This is a genomic window from Massilia sp. FBCC-B171 (assembly GCF_059134155.1).
In genome coordinates this window covers 3,324,657-3,343,014 of the sequence record NZ_CP101443.1, presented here as the reverse complement: position 1 = coordinate 3,343,014, position 18,358 = coordinate 3,324,657, and the positions used below count along the sequence as shown (strand labels likewise).

Here is an 18,358-nt window from a genome sequence, read left to right as displayed (position 1 = left end):
ATAGTTCGCGCACAGCCCCGCGCCGGCAAGGCTGACCAGCCACTCCGGATGCCCTATGTCGTCCTCGCTGAAGTTCATCCCACTCTGCATCCTGTCGCTGCTGCTCGGGCTCGCCGGCAATGCGCGTGCCGATCCGACGGCCTTTGTGACCTTCTACGGACTCAACGTCGACCTGTTCGACCTGAACCCCACGGATCGGATCGTGCCGCAAATGTCGCTGGAGTTGTCCGAGAGCTTCGGCTCGGTATCGCAGCATTCACTCCCCGAAGCCAGTTGGCCGCCATTGCGGGAGGAGCATATCTTCATACGCGGGGGCACCAACCTGGCCGACAGCAACGGCAGCGCAACGGTCGTCATGCTCGACGCGTTCAAGGAAGCCCAAGCCGTTTCCACCGGTGCAGGCTCCTATGCGGCCGCGCTGAGCGACAAATTCACCTTCACGCTGACGCCGCAGACCCGCGCCGTGTTCAGCGCGCTGACCGAGTCCACCGTCACCGCCACCTCCTACGGCTCGGCAATTGCCTCGGTGGGCCTGGCCGGGCGCCTGACCAACGTCCTCGGCCAGGCCCCCACGTTCGAGTCGTTTAACGTGTGGACCGAATCGGGCCGCAGCGAGCTGCCGGTCGCGGTCGAAACGGCGTCCGGCGATAGCCCGCTGGAAGGCGAGATAGCGTTGCTCGGGAACGTCTACGCCACCTCCGCCTTGCCGATTCCGGAACCCGGACAGTTCGCGATGCTGCTTGCCGGGATCGGCATGGTGGCGGGCGCGCTGCGCCGCCGCCGGGTTCGCGCCGTCATGGCAGGCGCACTGGCCGCGGCGGCCGCCCTTGCAACCGGTTCTGCCCATGCGTCGCGCGGCGCGGCATCGGTCTCGAATTTTTCGTATGAATTGTTCGACCTCGTTCCCGCCGACGGCATTACGCCTTCACTCACCATCACCACCGGTATCGTCGATGCGGCCGTGTTCGCCAACGTGAACAACGAGCCCGGAGATCCTTGGGACGAACAGCTCTTCAGCACCGATTCCTTTGGAGAGACAGCGATCGACAAAGCACAGGGCCACGCATTGGTCGAGCTATCGCCCTGGGCTGCACGCGCCGAGGCGGCCGCCGGGCGTGGCGCATTCTCGGGCGAGGGCAACTCGGGCTACGGGTTCACGCTCACGCCCCACACCCGGGTCAGGTTTTCGGCCAACGCCCAGGTCGACGTTTTCCATGACCATACGAATTCACCCCCCGACCGAAGCGAAGCGGCGGCGGGGCTGACCGGCGAGATCGCGAGTTTTCCAGGCCAGCGCACCCACTTCGAGAGTTTTCTTGAAACCGGCACGCCCACCGAGGGCGCTTTGCGGCTGGCCGTCGATGCCTTTACGGGTGAGTTCGCCGGCACCGGGAACATCAGGACGCAAACACGTGCACTTGCCGTCGGCGTCGCACCGATTCCCGAACCTGCCCCATGGGTCCTGCTGGTCGCAGGGTTGGCGTCCTGCGGGGTCTTCAAGGTTTCCTCTTGCGCCCAATCGCGCCCGCTGCCGTTCGGACATGCCCGGGTGCCACGCTCGCCGGCCGCGCCAGCACCAGCGCCAGATCCGTCGTGAGGCGGTGCAGCGACAGCAGGTCGCACGCGGCCGCCAGCGCAGCCTTGCCGAGCGGGGCATTTCCCATCTCGACCTGGGTGACGATACGGTGTAGCGAGGCGAGCAGCAGGGCATTCGCGGCCAGGCGCTCATGCAGGCCGTCGAAGGCAAGCGCTTCCATCACCCTTTCTTCATGCGCCAGGTCGGCCTCGATCGCGGCCACGATGGCCTCGAATCCGGCACAGAATTGCTCGTCAGGCAGGGCCGCGTGTTCGTGGATGCGCACGAACAGCAGTTTGCGCGCGCGGCGCAAAGCGGCGGCGGCCGTGTGGGCAGGGGAAGGGGAGAGCGGAGCCATGGAAACGGCGCTGGCGGCGGTTATTCGGCCAGTGTGCCCCTGATATCGACACTACCTTTGCGCTAGATCAAATCAGCGCGCCAAACGGCGATATTGACTGGCTCAACGACACGCTGTTTTCTTGCTGACAGTCATTCTTATCGCCAGTCAAAGCCACGGCGCGGCGCCGATGGGAGCATAGCCTGTTTCCAGCACCTGATTGGCACCTATGGACGAGCTATTACGCTATTTCGAGGAAGAGCTGGGGCTGTTCGGCCACTATGCGCGCGAATTTCGCAGCCGCTTTCCCAAGCCGGCGGGCGACCTGCACATCACGGGCGAGCGCTACGACGATCCGAGCGTTGCGCGCCTGATCCAGTCGGTAGCCCTGCTGAGCGCGCGCATCCACAAGCGGCTCGACGACGACTATCCGAAATTCACCGAGTCGCTGCTGGAAAGCCTGTACCCGCACTACCTGCGCCCGCTGCCTTCGTATTCGGTGGCGCGGCTCGCCGCCCCTGGCCGCGAGGCCGGGGAGTTCGCCGTCATCCCGCGCGGCACGCCGCTGCGCAGCAGTCCGGTAGGCGGGACGGTCTGCCAGTTCCGCACCGTCTATCCGGTGCTGGCCGGCCCGCTGTCCATCGTCCAGGCGGCGTTTTCGAACCCGATTCAAGCGCCGCGCACGGCGCCCCTGCCGCGCGGCGCCGGCGCCGGCCTGTCGATCGGTTTCGCGCTCAAGGGCTCGCTGGCGAACCTGTGTGCGCAAAGCCTTGGCCGGGTGCGCGTCTTCGTCGACGGCGACCCGGCGCTGCGCGCTGCCCTGGTCGACGCGCTCTTCCTGCACGCGCGCGGCGCCTGGGTCCAGGCCGGGGCCAACGCCCCCTGGTGCGCGCTCGATGCCGTGCCGCTTTCCCTGGCCGGCTTTGGCGACGAGGAGGCGCTGCTGCCGGCCTGCGCGCGCGCCCATCCCGCGTTTCGCCTGTTGACCGAATATTTTACCTACCCGGACAAATTCAACTTCATCGATATCGACCTGCAGGCGCTCGCCGGCCGCCTGCCCGCGGACTGCACGCGTTTCACGCTGCACCTGGGGTTGGCGGGAATCGCCGCCGATGGCAACAGCGCGCGCCTCCTCGCCCCCTTGTCGGCGCGCCATCTGCTGCTCGGCTGCACGCCGGTCGTCAACCTGTTTCGCAAGGCGGGCGACCCGATCGCGCTGACCCATGCGAAGGCCGAGTACCTGCTTGCCGCCGACGGCGCGCATGCGGGCGCTTTCGAGATCCACAGCATCGACAAGGTCAGCGTGGTGCGTGAAGCGCGGGGGACGGCGAGCGTCACGCAGTTCAGCCCCCTGTACGCGGTGCGCCACGACGAAGCGGGCGCGCTCGAGCATTTCTGGGTCGCGCGGCGCGACGAGACGCTGGCCTCGAACAGTCCCGGCCACGCGCTGCGGCTGTCGCTGGTCGATCCGGACTTCTCCCCGCTTGCAGCGGCCGGCGCCACCATTTCCACGGAACTGACCTGTACCAACCGCGATCTCCCCACGCAGCTGCGCATCGGCCAGGGCGAGGGCGACCTGATGGCCGAATCGGCCGGCGGCGCCGCACCCTTCACGCTGCTGCGCAAACCAACGCCGAGCCTGCGTTTTGCCGGCGGCGACGGCGCCCACTGGCGCCTGATCTCTCACCTCGCGCTCAATTACGCCGGGCTCACCAGCGCCGGCCTGCCGGACCTGCAGAGGATGCTGGCCTTGTACGACTTGCCGCATTCGCCGATTGCGCGGCGCCAGATCGCCGGCATCGTCGGCCTCGAGCACGGCAGCGTGCGGGCCTGGCTCAGGACGCGCCCGGTGTCGTCGCTGATGCCGGGCGTGGGCATCCGCATGACGCTCGACGAGGACGCCTTTGCCGGCAGCGCCCTGTATGTGTTCGCGCAGGTGATGGACCGCTATTTTGCGCTGAACAGCCAGCTCAACTGCTTCACGCGGCTGACGATCGTGTCAACCCAGACCGGAGAGGAAATCCTCGCATGCGCCCCACGCACGGCCGAACCGCTGCGCGCCTGATCGAGCGCCTGCTGGCCGCGCCCCAGTCCTTCGAGTTCGTGCAGGCGGTCGCTATCCTGCTGGCCTGGCTCGAGCGCCAGGGGGTGCCGCCTGAACAGGCCTGGCGCGACTGCCTGCGCTTCGAGAACAGCCTGCTGCTGGGTTTTCCGGCCTCCGAGATCGAGGCCATCGTCCACACCCAAAGCGAGGCCGGGCACCGGTTCACCATTACGCCCACCTTCATGGGCCTCCTCGGCGCGCATGGCGCGCTGCCGGCCCACGTCACCGAACGCATCGCCGCCTGGCAGGGCACGAGCGGCGATGGCGCGCCGCGCGCCTTTCTCGACCTGCTTTCGAACCGCATGCTGGCCTTGTTCTACCGCGCCTGGCAAAAAAGCCGGCCCGAGCACGCACCTCGCGCAGGATCGGCCCACCCGGACCGCTTGCGGCCACTGCTGCTCGCCCTGGCCGGCAGCCCGCCGGGCCAGCACGACGCGGCCCACGCAGCGCCCGCGAGCCTGTGCGCGCATTTCGCCGGGATGCTGGCGCAGCGCCCGTGTTCGGCCGTGGTGCTGGAGCGAATCGTCGCCGACTACTTCGGCGTGGCCGTGCGGCTCGAGGAGGCGGTCGGGCACTGGGAGCGCTTGCTGCCCGCTGAGCAGCCGGCGCTGGGCATGAATGCCGAACTGGGCGAAAACGTGCTGCTCGGCGAACGCAGCTGGCGCCCCGACCTGCGTGCGCGCTTGCGCATCGGCCCGCTCGACGCGGCCACCTTCGCGCGCTTCCTGCCCAGCGGCGACGCCAGCGCCGCGCTGCGCGCCATCCTGCGCAGCTTTGCCGAGCCGACGGTCGGCTTCGAGCTGCAACTGGTTCTGCGTGCGCAGGACGTGCTGCCGCTGCAGCTGGCGGCCCAGGCAGGCGCCCCATGCGCGCCTCGCCGGCTTGGCCGCGACAGCTTTCTCGTCAGCGGCAGGCCGGCTGCGGACCGTGCCGACATGCGCTACCTGATGTTGCCGATGGCCCCACTGGGTTGAGGGTTGCAGCCGGTGGCCAGCAGGCAGGCGAACAAGGCCATACAATAGGGGATTGAGAGCTTCATGCGTTCTCCAGGCGACAGGCTGGATGAACCGAAAAGGAAAGACCCTATGAACAAGCACTCCAGCGAGCTTGCCGAGCCTGCCAATGCCAGCTTTGCCATCTCCGGCATGACCTGCGCCTCCTGCGTCGCGCGTGTCGAGAAAGCCATCCGTGCGGTGCCCGGCGTGCGCGATGCCAGCGTCAACCTGGCGCTCGAGCGTGCCAGCGTCAGCGGCACCGCCGCACCCGGCGCCGTGGCCGAGGCCGTGCGCGCCGCCGGCTTCGAAGCGCGCAGCACCGACACCGCCGCGCCGCTGGCCGCAAGCAGCTCCCAGCCCTGGTGGCCGGTCGCACTGGCGGCCCTGCTGAGCGTGCCCCTGGCCGCACCGATGCTCATTCAATTCCTCGGCGGCGAATGGTCGCTCCCGGGCGTGCTCCAGTGGCTGCTGGCCACGCCCGTGCAGTTCTGGCTTGGCGCGCGCTTTTACCGGGCCGGCTGGAAGGCGCTGCGCGCCGGCAGCGGCAACATGGACCTGCTGGTCGCGATCGGCACCAGCGCCGCCTACGGCTTGTCCGTGTACCTGCTGCTGCAGGGCGGCGCGCATGGCGCCGCGCACCTGTACTTCGAATCCTCGGCCGTCGTCATCACCCTGGTCCTGCTCGGCAAGTGGCTGGAAGCGCGCGCCAAGGGCCAGACGGTAGAAGCCATCCGCGCCCTGCAGGCGCTGCGCGTGCCGGAGGCCATCGTACGCCGTGGCGGCGTCGACAGCGTGATTGCGCTGGACGAGCTGCGCGTGGGCGACCTGCTGGTCGTGCGTCCCGGTGCGCGCGTGGCCGCCGACGGCCGCGTGCGCGAAGGCGAGAGCCAGCTCGACGAGTCGCTCCTGACCGGCGAGAGCCTGCCGCTGGCCAAAGGGCCGGGCGCGCGCGTGACGGGCGGCGCCGTGAACGGCGAAGGCCTGCTGCTGGTCGAGGTGAGCGCGGTGGGCGCGGCGACCATGCTCTCCCAGATCATTCGCCAGGTCGAGGATGCGCAGGCGGTCAAGGCCCCGGTGCAGCGCCTGGTCGACCGCGTCAGCGCCGTCTTCGTGCCGGCCGTGCTGCTGGTGTCGCTGCTGGCCTTCCTCGGCTGGGGCCTGGCCACCGGCGACTGGCAGGCGGCGCTCCTGAACGCGGTCGCGGTGCAGGTGATCGCCTGTCCCTGCGCCCTCGGCCTTGCCACGCCGACTGCGATCATGGTCGGCACCGGCGCCGCGGCGCGCCATGGCATCCTGATCCGCGACGCCGAAGCGCTCGAGCGCGCGCACGCCGTCACTACCGTGGTGTTCGACAAGACCGGCACCCTGACCGAAGGGCGGCCGCAGCTGGTCGCGGTCGAGGGCCTGGACGCCGCGCTTGTCGCCAGCCTGGCCGCCGCCGTCCAGCAGCACAGCGAACACCCGCTGGCGCAGGCCGTCGCCAATTACGTGCGCGAGCGCGGCCTGGCCGTGCCGGCGGCGGGCGCGGCGCGCGCCTTGCCCGGGCGCGGGGTGCAGGCCGAGGTCGATGGCGCCATCGTTTATCTCGGCAACGCACGCCTGATCGAAGAACTGGGCGGCGAGCTGGCGCTACTGCGCGCCGCGGCCAGCCGCCACGAGGACGCCGGGCGCACGGTGTCGCTGCTCGCACGCGGCGTGCCTGGAAACCTTGAGGTGCTCGGCCTGCTGGCCTTTGGCGACCGGCTCAAGGAAGGCGCGCTGGAGGCCGTGGCGCGCCTGAAGGCGAGGGGAGTGACGCCCATGATGCTGACGGGCGATAATCCAGGTGCGGCGCGCCTGGTGGCCGAGGCGCTCGGCATCGAACGCTACAGCGCCCAGGTGCTGCCCGGCGAGAAGGCCGATGCGGTGCGCGCGGCCATGGCGGAAGGCGCGACGGTGGCGATGGTCGGCGACGGCATCAACGACGCACCGGCGCTGGCCGCGGCCGACGTCGGCATGGCGATGGCCGGCGGCACCGACGTCGCGATGCACACCGCCGGCATCACGCTGATGCGGGGCGACCCGCGCCTGGTGTCGGACGCCATCGACATCTCGCAGCAGACTTACGCCAAGATCCGCCAGAACCTGGGCTGGGCCTTTATCTATAACCTGGTCGGTATTCCGCTGGCGGCTTTCGGCCAGCTCAATCCCATGCTGGCCGGGGCGGCGATGGCGCTCAGTTCCGTCAGCGTGGTCGCGAATGCGCTGCTGCTGCGCCGCTGGCGGCCGCAAGCTGTTATAACTGCCGGCGCCGCGCCGGCGCCACACACGACTGGAGAAGAGACGATGTATGAATTGACGGTGGAAGGCATGAGCTGCGGCCATTGCGTGGGCCGCGTGACCAAATCGGTGCAGGAAGTCGACGCCGGCGCGAAGGTCGAGGTCGACCTGGCGACCAGGAAGGTGCGGATCGACAGCGGCGCAGACCTGGAGCGCATCGCCGCCGCGATCAACGGCGCCGGCTATCCGGTAACGGCGCGCGCCAAGGCCTGAGCCCGGGCAGCGCGCCGTCCACCGTCAGTGCTTGTGGCTGGTGGGTTTGCGCACGGTGACGGCGTGGCCGGATGACGCAGCAGCGCTGCCCGGCGCCTGGGGCGCGGCCGGCACGTCCCCGGTCCATTCGCGCGCCACGGTGCCGGCCGGATGCTTGTACCAGCCCGGATCCCGGTAGTCGCCCCGTTTCAAGCCTTCGCGCACCTTCAGCACCGTAAACATGCCGCCCATCTCGAGGTTGCCGAAGGGGCCGCGCCCGTCCATCATCGGCAGCGTGTTTTCCGGCAGCGGCATCTTCATGTCGCCCATCGAGCCGCCCCGGTCGCCCATGACCATGTAGCCCGGGATCAGGTCGTTGATCTTCTTCGCCACGCCGCGGTGGTCGACGCCGATCAGGTTCGGCACGTCGTGGCCCATCGCGTTCATCGTGTGGTGCGATTTATGGCAGTGGAAGGCCCAGTCGCCCGGATTGTCGGCCACGAATTCGATGGCGCGCATCTGGCCCACGGCGATATCGACGCTCACTTCCGGCCAGCGCGCATCAAGCCGCACCCAGCCGCCGTCGGTGCCGGCCACCTCGAAGCGGTGCCCGTGCAGGTGGATCGGGTGGTTCGTCATGGTGAGGTTGCCGACCCGGATCCGGACCCGGTCGCCCAGGCGCGCCACCATCGGGTCGATGCCCGGGAAGACGCGGCTGTTGAAGGTCCACAGGTTAAAGTCGAGCATGGTGTTGGTGCGCGGCGTATAGCTGCCCGGCTCGATGTCATAGGCGCCCAGCAGCATCACGTAGTCGCGCTCGACCGCATGCTGGCGGATGTCTTTCGGGTGCGTGACCCAGAAGCCCATCATCCCCATCGCCATCTGCTGCATCTCGTCGGCGTGCGGGTGGTACATGAAAGTGCCGGCGTGGCGTGCCACGAATTCGTAGACGAAGGTTTTGCCGGGCGCGATGCCGGGTTGCGTGAGGCCGGTGACGCCATCCATCCCGCAGGGCAGGATCTGGCCGTGCCAGTGGATGCTGGTGTGTTCGGGCAGCTTGTTGGTAACAAAAATGCGCACCCGGTCGCCCTCGACCACCTCGATCGTCGGCCCCGGGCTCTGGCCGTTATAGCCCCACAGGTTGGCCTGCATGCCGGGCGCGAGCTCGCGCACCACCGGTTCGGCCACCAGGTGGAATTCCTTGACCCCGTCCTTCATGCGCCAGGGCAGGGTCCAGCCGTTCAGGGTGACGACCGGGTTGTAGGGCCGCCCGTTCGGCGGCATCAAGGGTGCGGCCGTGGCGCCCGAGGACTGCACCGGGGCTTCCGGCAGGGTTGCGGCGCCGGCCTTGCTGACCAGCGAAGCGCCGACCATGGCGACCCCGGTTTTACTCAAAAATGTACGGCGAGATGTCATTGTGCGTGTTCCTTGTGCTGTGCCGGCGCGGCATGGGCGACCGGGGCGCCGAGCGCTTCCTCGAGGTCGGCATGGGCGCTCCAGAAATCTTTCAGGGCGCCGATCGTGGCGTTGACGGCGTCGGCCTGCTCGCGCGCATCGGTCAGGAGCTCGAAGGGACTGGCCAGCATGCCGTTGTAGCGCAACAGCGTCTCCTGCGAGATCTGGCGCCGCAGCGGGATTACCTCGTCGCGGTAGTGGCGCGCCAGGTCCCAGGCCGCGCGGTAGCCGAGGTAGCGCTCGCGCGCCTGGCTGCGGGCATTCACGGCCACTTCGGCCACGCGCCGCAGCGACTGCATGTAGAGCGCTTCGGCGCGCGCGCTGCGTGCGCCGCCCCAGTCGAACAGCGGCAGTTCGATCGACACTTCATAGCCGCGCGCCGATGGCATGCCGGTCTCGCTCTTGCGCTCGATGCCCAGTTCCAGTACGTTGATGAAGCGCGTGGCGCGGGTCAGGCCGAGGCTGGACGCCGTTGCCGCGGCGTCCTGGCGCGCCGCGGCGATGTCGAGGCGCTGCGTGAGCGCGCGCCGTTCGACGTCAGCCACCTCGCTTGGCGCCGGCGGCAGGTCCGGCAGGCGCGCGGGCAGGGTGAAGGCGGTGTCGCCCCCCCACAGGCCGAGCAGCCGGGTCAGGTGTTCGCGTGCGGCGAGCGACTGGTGCTGGGCGCGCGTGAGGGCGGCGCCGGCCTCGGCGCGGAAAGCCTGTTCGCGCGCCAGGTCCAGCTTGCTGGCGTTGCCCGAGCGCGCCATGCGTGCCCTCAGTTCCGCGCTGGCGTCGGCCGCCGCATGCACGCGGCGCGCGTAGTCCAGGCCCTGGCCGGCCGCCACTGCGGCGATCCAGGCGCGGCGCGTTTCCAGCGCGTGGCGCTCGATCTCCGCGCCGACGTCCAGCTTGACCTGTTCGAAACGGCCGGCCTCCACCCGCCGCGCGAGCGGCAGGGTCAAGACCTGCAGCAGGCTGAAACTGAGCGAGCGCTCGATCTCGACATCGCCCCCGCCGGCGAGCCGCTTGAAGCCGAAGGCGGGATTCTGCAGGCGCGCGGCCTGGGCCAGGTCGGCCTGGGCGATGCCGACCTTCCAGTAGCTTGCCTGCAGGCCGGGATGGTTCAGGAGCGCGATGCGCACCGCCGCGTCCATGTCGAGCGGTGTGGCCAGCAGTGTGCGCGTGGTGTCGGCGACCGCGCGCGCATCGGCCTCGCCGGCGACGATGCGCGGCGCCAGCTTGGCGCGCTGGTGCGCCTGCTGCGCGACGGCGTCGAAGCCGCCGTCGGGCGTGACGCCGGCGCAGCCGGCCAGCAGCACCAGCGCGCCGCAACCCAGGAGAGAAAAGCGCGCGCTCACGGCTGCCCGCCGTGATGCTTGGGATGCGGCGGCGCGCCGGGGGCACCCGGGGCCGGGTGGGCCGGGGCGCAGGACTGCGGCGCATCGGCGCCGCCCTTCGCGCAGCAGCCCTGCATGCCGGCATGGCCGGCGCCGGCGGCGCCTTTGCAGCAGCAGCCGTCCTTGCAGCAGCCGCCGGCGGACATCGGCGCGGCCTTGCCGTCCATGGCCTGCGCGGCCGGCATCCGATGGCCTGCGTGGGGATCGGCAGCCGGGGCCGATGTGGCCGCTGCGGCGCCGTGTCCAGCCTGTGCGCCGTGCTGCGCCATGGTGTGGCCGGCATGCGGATCGGCGGCCGGCGCCGCATGCCCGGCGTGCGCAGCGGCGCCGTGTGCGGCCATGGTCAGCATCATCGGGTCGTAGCCGGCGACGATGCGGTTCTGTTCGCGCCAGGCGCGGTCGGGACTGGCCGCTTCAGCTGCGGCGGGCCGCGCGGGCAGGGCCGGGCTGTAGACGGTGGCGGGTACCGCGATGCCGGCATCGGCAGCGGCAGGAGAAACGACAACAGGAGAAGCGTGGGCGGCGCCGGCCAGAAGGCACAGCGTGGCCACGCGGGAAAGCGTGGTGGCGTAGTTCATGACAACCTCGAAAGAAGCGTTCGACTGGACCGCGCAGGGGCGCGGCAAGGGACGGGTCAGGCGAGGCGGTGGCGCGGCGGCCGCTCCGGCTGATCGAGGTGGACCGAGGGCAGGTGGCCGAAACTAGCCGGACTGGAAACCGTTGCGGGCGCATGGACCGCGAGTGCGGGCAGGCGCGCAGGGATCGCCGCCGTGCTGATGCCGCAGGCCGAACAGCTTGCGCATGTGCCGGCCTTGGCGTGCGGCACCGGCTTCTGGCCTGTTTCAGCGTCAGCGGCCGGCGGCGCCGCTTCATGGCAAGGGGGCAGTTCTGCTTGATGGACCTGGTGCTCGGCCTTGGCAGGTGAAGGCGCGCAGGCGAGCATCGCCGCGGCGGCCATGCCCTGGTAGGGCACGGCCAGCAGCAGGAGCCAGACGATCAGCGAGCGCAGGAAAGTGTTCACCAAAATATTTTAGCACGCTGTCTCGGCAGCGCCACATTTTCTGGTTGTCAATATATATTGCTCTTGTTAACATGCAGTTGTTGAAATTACTACAAGGAGGCCGCGATGGCCTGGATTGTCCAGCTGCTCATTCCGCGCCGCCGCAAGAACCGCCAGGAGCTCGCCGGCCGCGCTGCCGAAGTGATCGCCAAGGTGCTGTTCGACATCGGCATCGACCGCTTCCTCCAGGGCACGCTGCTGGTCGACCGTGCGCTGCGCGTGCGCTTCGTCAGCTGCCCGTCGGCCATCGGCGCGGTGCATGCGGCGGTGCGCGCCGATACGCTGGTGCATGCCCGGGTCCTGCGCGGCGTGCACGCGCGCGGCGCGCTTGCCTCCCAGCCGCGCCAGCACCAGATCCTGCGCATGGTCGACGAGCTCATGCCCGCGCTCCTGGCCCAGTCGGCAGCGCTGCGCGCCCTGCCTGCGCAGCGCCTCGAGAACACGGCGCGCAAGGCCGTGGCCTTCAACTAGGGCGCCTCGCCAACCTTCCCCGCGCCGCGCCCGCTGTTCAGTGCGCGCCGTGAACCGCTGCGGCGGTATCCTTCGCACACGGAGCCGACGAGCGAAGGGGAACCATCCATGAGCGTACGCAATCTCGACAAGCTGTTCGCGCCGCGTTCGGTGGCCCTGATCGGCGCCTCGAACCGTCCCGGCAGCCTGGGAGCAACGCTGCTGCGCAACCTGGTGGCCGGCGGCTTTCGCGGCACCATCCATCCGGTCAACCCGAAGCATCCCGAAGTCGCCGGCCTGCCGGCGGTGGCCAGCGTGGCCGAGCTGCCCTTCGCGCCCGACCTGGCCGTGATCTGCACGCCGCCCGCCACGGTACCGGCGATCATCCGCCAGCTCGGCGAGAAGGGCACGCGCGCGGCCGTGGTGCTGAGCGCCGGCCTGGCCGACGCCAGGGACGAACGCGGCCGCTCGCTCAAGCAGGCGATGCTCGATGCCGCCCATCCGTATTTGCTGCGCATCCTGGGGCCCAACAGCGCCGGGCTGCTGGCCCCGGGTCTGGGCCTGAACGCGAGCGTCGCCACCAGCGGCGCGCTGCCCGGCCGGATCGCCTTCGTGTCGCAATCGGGCGCCCTGATGACCGGCGTGCTGGACTGGGCGCGCTCGCGCGGGATCGGCTTTTCGCATTTCATCGCGCTGGGCGACTCGGCCGACGTCGACCTCGGCGACGTGCTCGATTACCTGGCCAGCGACGGCATGACCGGTTCGATCCTGCTGTATGTCGAACACCTGCGCTATGCGCGCAAGTTCATGTCGGCGGCGCGCGCGGCGGCGCGCAGCAAACCGACCCTGGTACTGAAAGCCGGACGCGTGGCCAATGGCGAGCGCGCCGCCGCCAGCGAGAGCGGGGCGCTGGCCGGCATGGACGACGTGTTCGACGCGGCGATCCGGCGCGCCGGCATGCTGCGCGTGTTCACCACCGAGCAGCTGTTCGCCGCCGTCGAAACCCTGGCCCACGCCAAGCCGCTGCACGGCGAGCGCCTGGCGATCGTCGCCAACGGCGCCGGGCCGGGCGTGCTGGCGTTTGACGCGCTGGTCTGCGGCGGCGGCAAGGCGGCGACGTTCTCGCCCGAGACGCTCGAACGCCTGGCCGCCGTGCTGGCACCCGGCGCCGCGCGTGCCGGGGGCCAGCACGGCGCGATCAACCTGCATGGCGACGCCGAACCCGAACGCTACCGCCAGGCCCTGGAGATCCTGCTGCAGGATGGCGGCATCGACGCCGTGCTGGTCGTGCATGCGCCCACCGCCACGGTCGACAGCGCCGACGTCGCGCGGGCGATTGCGCCGCTGGCCAAGGGCGCTTCGCGCAACGTGCTGGCCTGCTGGCTGGGCGGCGACTCGGTGCTCGAGGCGCGCGAGATCGCCTCCAACGCCGGCATGCCGACCTTCGACACCCCCGAAGATGCGGTCGCCGGCTTCCTCCAGATCGTCCACTACCGCCAGAACCAGCACCTCCTGATGGAGGTGCCGCCCTCGGTGTCGAGCATCGCCGCGAGCGCGCGCAGTACGGCGCGCCTGCTGGTGCGCGAGGCGCTGGCCGGCGGGCGCTATCTTCTGAGCGACCCCGAGACCAAGGCCATCCTGCGCGCCTATGGCATGGACCTGGTCGAGACGCGCGCAGCAGGCACGGTCGACGAAGCGGTGCTTGCGGCGCGCGGCATCGGTTTTCCGGTGGCGGTCAAAATCCTCTCGCCCGACGTGATGCACAAGTCCGACGTCGGCGGCGTGGCGCTCGACCTCGACTCGGAACAGGCTGTGCGCGCCGCGGCCGAGCGGGTACGCAAGCGCCTGACGCAACTGCGTCCGGATGCGCGCTTCGAGGGCTTTTCGGTGCAGGCGATGGCGCGCCGTCCCGAAGGGCATGAATTGATCCTGGGCGCGGCGACCGATCCGGTGTTCGGCCCCGTGATCCTGTTCGGCCAGGGCGGCATCGCGGTGCAGGTGGCGGACGACCACGCCGTGGCGCTGCCGCCCCTGAACGCCGTGCTGGCGCGCGACATGATTGCCCGCACCCGCGTTGCGCGCCTGCTGGCCGGCTACCGCAACCGCCCGCCGGCCGACATGGATGCGATCGTCGCCACGCTGGTGCAGGTGTCGCGCCTGGTGTCGGACATCCCCGAAATCGTCGAACTCGACATCAACCCGCTGCTGGCCGACGCGAACGGCGCCATCGTGCTGGATGCGCGCATGCGCCTGGCGCTGGCCGACCATTCCGGCAGCACGCTCGACCGGCTGGCGATCCGGCCGTATCCGCGCGAGCTGGAAGAGACGATCGAATTCGGCGGCGCGCCGCTCCTGCTGCGCCCCGTGCGTCCCGAGGACGGCCCGGCCCACCTGCGCTTTTTCGACGCGCTCACGCCGGACGACGTGCGCTACCGGATGTTCGTGCGCATCCGCGAGCTGCAGCCTTCGCAGCTGGCGCGCTTCACGCAAATCGACTATGACCGCGAGATGGCTTTCATCGCCACCCGGCCCGGCCCGGACGGCCTGCCCGAGACGCTCGGCGTCGGGCGCGTGGTGGCCGATCCGGACAACGTCAGCGCCGAATTCGCCGTCACGGTGCGCTCGGACCTGAAAGGGATGGGCTTGGGGAAGATCCTGATGCAGAAGCTGATCGACTACTGCCGCATGCGCGGCACGCGCGAAATCGTGGGGGAGGCGCTGCCGCAGAATAACCGGATCATCGCCCTGGTGAAGAAGCTGGGCTTCGAAGTGATGCGGGCGGACGAGGAAGGGGTGCGCAAGTTCAAGCTGACCTTGTGAAATAATATTTCATGAAGTGGCCTTCAGCGAAATATTATTTCATGTGGGCCTGAGCGTCTTTCAGCGCCGGAAGCGCACGTCCTCGCTCACCACCTTCGCATCGCCCTTCGGCTTCTTCGGTTTCTTTGGCTTCTTGACGATCTCCCCGGTCGCATTCGTCTCCGGCACCCGGTGCTCCGCCGCAAAGCCCGGTTCTTCCACGCGCTTCAAGGCCTGGCCGGTGAGCTGCTCGATCGCCGCCAGCTGGGTTACTTCGTCGGCGCAGACCAGCGAGACGGCTTCGCCCGAAGCGCCCGCGCGCCCGGTGCGGCCGGTGCGGTGCACATAGTCCTCGGCCACGATCGGCAGGTCGAAATTGACGACTACCGGCAGGTCGTCGATGTCCAGCCCGCGCGCGGCGACGTCGGTGGCGACCAGGATTTTGACGTCGCCCGCCTTGAATCGTTCCAGCGCGCGCAGGCGTGCCGGTTGCGGCTTGTCGCCGTGGATCGAGTCGGCGCCGATGCGTTTGGCGTGCAGCAGCTCGACCAGTTCGTCGACCCCGCGCCGCGTCTTGACGAAGACAAGCGCCTGGCTCCAGCCATGCTGCTGGAGCAGGTGCATGAACAGTTCCGGCTTGCGCTTCTTGTCGACCGTCACGGCCCACTGCTTGATGGCCTTCACCGTCGTGTTGCGCGGCGCGGTCTCGATGCTGACCGGGTCGTTGAGCAGCTTGGCCGCCAGCGCGCGGATCGGGTCCGAGAAGGTGGCCGAGAACAGCAGGGTCTGGCGCCGCTTCGGCAAGGCCGCGAACACCTGGTCGAGTTCGCGCGAAAAGCCCAGATCGAGCATGCGGTCGGCTTCGTCGAGCACCAGCACTTCGACGCCGTTGAGTTTCAGGGCATTCTGGCGCTGCAGGTCGAGCAGGCGGCCCGGGGTGGCCACCAGCAGGTCGAGCCCTTTGCGCAGCCGCATCATCTGCGGATTGATGCTCACGCCGCCATAGGCCACCATGGTGCGCAGCGGCAAGCCGGCGCCATAGGCCTTGAAGCTCGCGTGCACCTGTTCGGCCAGTTCGCGGGTGGGAACGAGCACCAGCGCGCGCGCCGAGTTGGGCGCCAGCTGCACCCCGCCCATGGTCAGGCGCTGCAGCAGCGGCAGGGCGAAGCCGGCCGTCTTGCCGGTGCCGGTCTGGGCCGCGGCCATGACGTCTCGTCCGGCCAGCACGGCGGGAATCGCCTGGGTCTGGACCGGCGTCGGCTGGGTATAAGCGAGGGTCTCGAGGGTGCGCGTGATCGTGTCGATCAGGCCGAGCGAGGAAAACGACATGTCAACCTTGGGGCAAATGAACAGCCGACAGTTTACCCTGCACGGCGCGTGCCGGTGGACGATTTTGCGCCAGGCCTTAGAAGTCGATGAAGCAGACCAGCGGCAGCGAGGCGATCGGCTTGACCGGCTCGGGCCGGTCCTTGCAGGCGGCCAGGACCAGGCAGGCGAGGGCGGCGGCGCCGTAGCGCAGGACACGCATCTTCATGGCGATTCTCCTTCATCTTCATGATAGCCAGATTTCGGCCCGGGGTGCGCCACGATGGGCGTAGGTACACCATTTGTAAATGTGTGTTGCAGCGAACAAAGGTTTCCGTTCGCACCTGTTAAAGTCCGCTCATCATCACAATGAGAGGACTACCATGAAATCCCTGTTCCGCAGCTTGCTCGTCGGCGCCGCCCTGGCCGCTGCCGCCGTTCCCGCACTGGCCCAGACCAGTGTCAGCATCAATATCGGCCAGCCCGGCTTCTACGGCCGCCTCGACCTCGGCGACTTCGCCCAGCCGCCGGTGGTCTACACCCAGCGTCCGATCATCGTGCGCGAAGTGCGCCACGTGCGCAGCGAGCCGGTCTACCTGCGCGTCCCGACGAAGCACCGCCAGAACTGGTCGCGCTACTGCGGCCGCTACGATGCCTGCGGCCGTCCGGTCATGTTCGTGCGCGACGAGTGGTATACCAACACCTATGCGCCGCGCTATCGCGAGCGTCACCATGGCTACCGCGACGGACGTCAAGTGCGTGAAGTCCGTGAAGTACGCGAAGTGCGTCACGTGGTGCATGAAGTGCGCCACGAAGACCGCCACGACCGCCACGACAAGCATGACAAGCGCGACAAGCATGACAAGCATGACAAGCATGACAAGCATGGCAAGGGTCACGGCAACGGCCACGGCAAAGGCCACTGATCCTGCACACAGCCGCGCACGCCAAATGCGCGCCGGGTGTACACTTGCCATGTAGCCAATAACCCGCCTGGCCGGCGGCGCAACCTGGGGAGTGTGGCTTGCAGAGCGAAATCGTGATCGTAGGTGGCGGGGCGGGCGGGCTGGAACTGGCCTGCAAACTCGGGCGCAAGCTCGGTCCCACGAAGGTGATACTGGTCGACATGCGCCTGTATCACATCTGGAAGCCCTCGCTGCACGAGGTGGCGGCCGGTACCCTCGACATCCACCAAGAGGGCCTCTCCTACCAGATGCTGGCCCACGATAACGGTTTCACCTTCGTCTACGGCCCGATGACGGCGCTCGATCATGCGGCGCGCCGCATCACGGTCGGCGCCGTGCGCGCCCCTGATGGCGAAGATGTGCTGCACGAACGGCGCATCGATTACGGTTCGCTCGTCATCGCAGTCGGCAGTACCTCCAACTATTTCGGCGTGCCCGGCGCGCGCGAACATACCATTTCCCTGAACGCCACCGAAGACGCCGAGCGCTTCCGCCTGCGCCTCTTGCGCCTGATGGCCACGGCCGAACAGGCGCGCGAAGAAGCCAAGGATCTGGAAGCCGCGCTCGACATCGTCATCATCGGCGGCGGCGCCACCGGCGTCGAACTGGCGGCGGAACTGCGCGAAGCCTCCGGCGTGTACGCTACCTACGGTTTCTCGCGTCTGCAGGTCAAGCGCGACGTGCGCATCACGCTGCTCGAAGGCGCGCCGCGCATCCTGGCGCCGCTGCCCGAACGGGTGTCGAAGGCGGCCCTCAAGCTGCTCGATGAGCGCGGCATCCGCGTCGTCAATAACTGCCGCGTCACCAAAATCGAAGCGGACCGCATCCATGATGCCGACGGCAACGTCTATCCGGCCAGCCTGTGCGTCTGGGCGGCCGGCATCCGCGCGCCGGAATTCCTTGGCGCGCTCGGCCTGCCGGTGAACAAGGGCGGCCAGATCGAAGTCGATGCCCAATTACGCGTGCAGGGCGTCACTGGCGTGTATGCGCTGGGCGATTGCGCCGCCTGCCTCGATGGCGCCGGCAAGCCCGTGCCGCCGCGCGCTCAGGCCGCGCACCAGCAGGCCGACTACCTGGTGAAGGATTTCGTGCGCCGCGCGGCCGGCAAGCCGCAGGACGACAAGCCCTATCTGTACCGCGATTATGGTTCCCTGGTCTCGCTCGGCAAGACGACCAGCGTCGGCAGCCTGATGGGGTCGCTGAGCGGCGCGAGCTGGTTCGTCGAGGGCATGATCGGGCGCGTGATGTACACCAGCCTGCACCTGATGCACCACCAGGCGGTGCTGGGGGCGATGCGCACCGGGGTGCTGGCGATTGCGCGTTTCCTGATTCGCAGGACGACGCCGCTGGTCAAATTGCATTGACGCTTGGGGGTGTGCGGGGGCACGTAACGCGTGGACTCGGGAGTCCACGCGTTTTTAC

Annotated in this window: 15 protein-coding genes; 8 read left to right on the top strand and 7 right to left on the bottom strand. The window is 69.0% G+C overall.

Annotation, left to right across the window (positions count from 1 at the left end; translation table 11 throughout):
• Positions 1–55: 55 nt before the first annotated feature.
• Entirely contained in the window at positions 56–1,597 is a 1,542-nt protein-coding gene (locus tag NMB41_RS15105; protein WP_494378634.1) for a PEP-CTERM sorting domain-containing protein, read from the top strand.
• Here NMB41_RS15105 and NMB41_RS15100 read toward each other — a convergent pair.
• Positions 1,497–1,934, bottom strand: coding sequence for a hypothetical protein (locus NMB41_RS15100; protein ID WP_494378633.1), 438 nt, complete (start codon positions 1,932–1,934; stop codon positions 1,497–1,499). The genes NMB41_RS15105 and NMB41_RS15100 overlap by 101 nt on opposite strands.
• Before the next feature lie 208 nt (positions 1,935–2,142).
• Between NMB41_RS15100 and tssF the strand changes: the two genes are divergently transcribed.
• The 3 genes from tssF (at position 2,143) to NMB41_RS15085 (ending at position 7,544) form a co-directional block, all read left to right on the top strand.
• The gene (tssF, locus tag NMB41_RS15095) at positions 2,143–3,978 is read left to right on the top strand and encodes a type VI secretion system baseplate subunit TssF (RefSeq protein ID WP_494378632.1); all 1,836 of its coding nucleotides are present in this window, start codon (positions 2,143–2,145) and stop codon (positions 3,976–3,978) included.
• Positions 3,942–4,991 carry a type VI secretion system baseplate subunit TssG gene (gene tssG, locus NMB41_RS15090; RefSeq protein WP_494378631.1) on the top strand — a complete coding sequence of 350 codons (1,050 nt, stop codon included), beginning with the start codon at positions 3,942–3,944 and terminating at the stop codon, positions 4,989–4,991. Before tssF ends, tssG begins: the two co-directional genes overlap by 37 nt.
• A gap of 111 nt (positions 4,992–5,102) precedes the next feature.
• Positions 5,103–7,544, top strand: coding sequence for a heavy metal translocating P-type ATPase (locus NMB41_RS15085; protein WP_494378630.1), 2,442 nt, complete (start codon positions 5,103–5,105; stop codon positions 7,542–7,544).
• A gap of 24 nt (positions 7,545–7,568) precedes the next feature.
• Here the strand turns inward: NMB41_RS15085 and NMB41_RS15080 are convergent, their stop codons facing one another.
• The 4 genes from NMB41_RS15080 to NMB41_RS15065 are packed head-to-tail and all read right to left on the bottom strand — an operon-like array spanning position 7,569 to position 11,378.
• Positions 7,569–8,939 carry a multicopper oxidase family protein gene (locus NMB41_RS15080; protein ID WP_494378629.1) on the bottom strand — a complete coding sequence of 457 codons (1,371 nt, stop codon included), beginning with the start codon at positions 8,937–8,939 and terminating at the stop codon, positions 7,569–7,571.
• On the bottom strand, positions 8,936–10,318 hold the full coding sequence (locus NMB41_RS15075) for a TolC family protein (protein WP_494378628.1): 1,383 nt from the start codon (positions 10,316–10,318) through the stop codon (positions 8,936–8,938). The genes NMB41_RS15080 and NMB41_RS15075 overlap by 4 nt, the downstream gene beginning before the upstream one ends.
• Positions 10,315–10,935 carry a hypothetical protein gene (locus NMB41_RS15070; RefSeq protein ID WP_494378627.1) on the bottom strand — a complete coding sequence of 207 codons (621 nt, stop codon included), beginning with the start codon at positions 10,933–10,935 and terminating at the stop codon, positions 10,315–10,317. The genes NMB41_RS15075 and NMB41_RS15070 overlap by 4 nt, the downstream gene beginning before the upstream one ends.
• A gap of 56 nt (positions 10,936–10,991) precedes the next feature.
• Entirely contained in the window at positions 10,992–11,378 is a 387-nt protein-coding gene (locus NMB41_RS15065; protein ID WP_494378626.1) for a hypothetical protein, read from the bottom strand.
• A 105-nt stretch (positions 11,379–11,483) separates the two neighbouring features.
• On the opposite strand from NMB41_RS15065, the gene NMB41_RS15060 reads away from it, so the two are divergent.
• Both NMB41_RS15060 and NMB41_RS15055 read left to right on the top strand, forming a co-directional pair.
• Positions 11,484–11,888 (top strand): hypothetical protein, encoded by a 405-nt coding sequence (locus NMB41_RS15060; RefSeq protein ID WP_494378625.1) that lies wholly within the window; start codon positions 11,484–11,486, stop codon positions 11,886–11,888.
• Positions 11,889–11,996: 108 nt separating this feature from the next.
• Positions 11,997–14,687, top strand: coding sequence for a bifunctional acetate--CoA ligase family protein/GNAT family N-acetyltransferase (locus NMB41_RS15055; protein ID WP_494378624.1), 2,691 nt, complete (start codon positions 11,997–11,999; stop codon positions 14,685–14,687).
• Positions 14,688–14,747: 60 nt separating this feature from the next.
• On the opposite strand, the gene NMB41_RS15050 is transcribed toward NMB41_RS15055, so the two are convergent.
• Both NMB41_RS15050 and NMB41_RS15045 read right to left on the bottom strand, forming a co-directional pair.
• On the bottom strand, positions 14,748–15,995 hold the full coding sequence (locus NMB41_RS15050) for a DEAD/DEAH box helicase (protein ID WP_494378623.1): 1,248 nt from the start codon (positions 15,993–15,995) through the stop codon (positions 14,748–14,750).
• A gap of 76 nt (positions 15,996–16,071) precedes the next feature.
• Positions 16,072–16,200 (bottom strand): hypothetical protein, encoded by a 129-nt coding sequence (locus tag NMB41_RS15045; RefSeq protein ID WP_494378622.1) that lies wholly within the window; start codon positions 16,198–16,200, stop codon positions 16,072–16,074.
• 154 nt (positions 16,201–16,354) lie between these two features.
• On the opposite strand from NMB41_RS15045, the gene NMB41_RS15040 reads away from it, so the two are divergent.
• Both NMB41_RS15040 and NMB41_RS15035 read left to right on the top strand, forming a co-directional pair.
• Positions 16,355–16,897, top strand: coding sequence for a hypothetical protein (locus NMB41_RS15040; protein WP_494378621.1), 543 nt, complete (start codon positions 16,355–16,357; stop codon positions 16,895–16,897).
• Positions 16,898–16,995: 98 nt separating this feature from the next.
• Positions 16,996–18,300, top strand: a complete 1,305-nt coding sequence (locus NMB41_RS15035; RefSeq protein ID WP_494378620.1) for an NAD(P)/FAD-dependent oxidoreductase — start codon at positions 16,996–16,998, stop codon at positions 18,298–18,300.
• The last annotated feature ends 58 nt before the right edge of the window (positions 18,301–18,358 follow it).

Bases quoted from the DNA above. Each gene is read 5' to 3' on its own strand.
- NMB41_RS15105 (WP_494378634.1), top strand. From the start codon at position 56: ATGTCGTCCTCGCTGAAGTTCATCCCACTCTGCATCCTGTCGCTGCTG.
- NMB41_RS15100 (WP_494378633.1), bottom strand. From the start codon at position 1,934: ATGGCTCCGCTCTCCCCTTCCCCTGCCCACACGGCCGCCGCCGCTTTG.
- tssF (WP_494378632.1), top strand. From the start codon at position 2,143: ATGGACGAGCTATTACGCTATTTCGAGGAAGAGCTGGGGCTGTTCGGC.
- tssG (WP_494378631.1), top strand. From the start codon at position 3,942: ATGCGCCCCACGCACGGCCGAACCGCTGCGCGCCTGATCGAGCGCCTG.
- NMB41_RS15085 (WP_494378630.1), top strand. From the start codon at position 5,103: ATGAACAAGCACTCCAGCGAGCTTGCCGAGCCTGCCAATGCCAGCTTT.
- NMB41_RS15080 (WP_494378629.1), bottom strand. From the start codon at position 8,939: ATGACATCTCGCCGTACATTTTTGAGTAAAACCGGGGTCGCCATGGTC.
- NMB41_RS15070 (WP_494378627.1), bottom strand. From the start codon at position 10,935: ATGAACTACGCCACCACGCTTTCCCGCGTGGCCACGCTGTGCCTTCTG.
- NMB41_RS15060 (WP_494378625.1), top strand. From the start codon at position 11,484: ATGGCCTGGATTGTCCAGCTGCTCATTCCGCGCCGCCGCAAGAACCGC.
- NMB41_RS15055 (WP_494378624.1), top strand. From the start codon at position 11,997: ATGAGCGTACGCAATCTCGACAAGCTGTTCGCGCCGCGTTCGGTGGCC.
- NMB41_RS15050 (WP_494378623.1), bottom strand. From the start codon at position 15,995: ATGTCGTTTTCCTCGCTCGGCCTGATCGACACGATCACGCGCACCCTC.
- NMB41_RS15045 (WP_494378622.1), bottom strand. From the start codon at position 16,200: ATGAAGATGCGTGTCCTGCGCTACGGCGCCGCCGCCCTCGCCTGCCTG.
- NMB41_RS15040 (WP_494378621.1), top strand. From the start codon at position 16,355: ATGAAATCCCTGTTCCGCAGCTTGCTCGTCGGCGCCGCCCTGGCCGCT.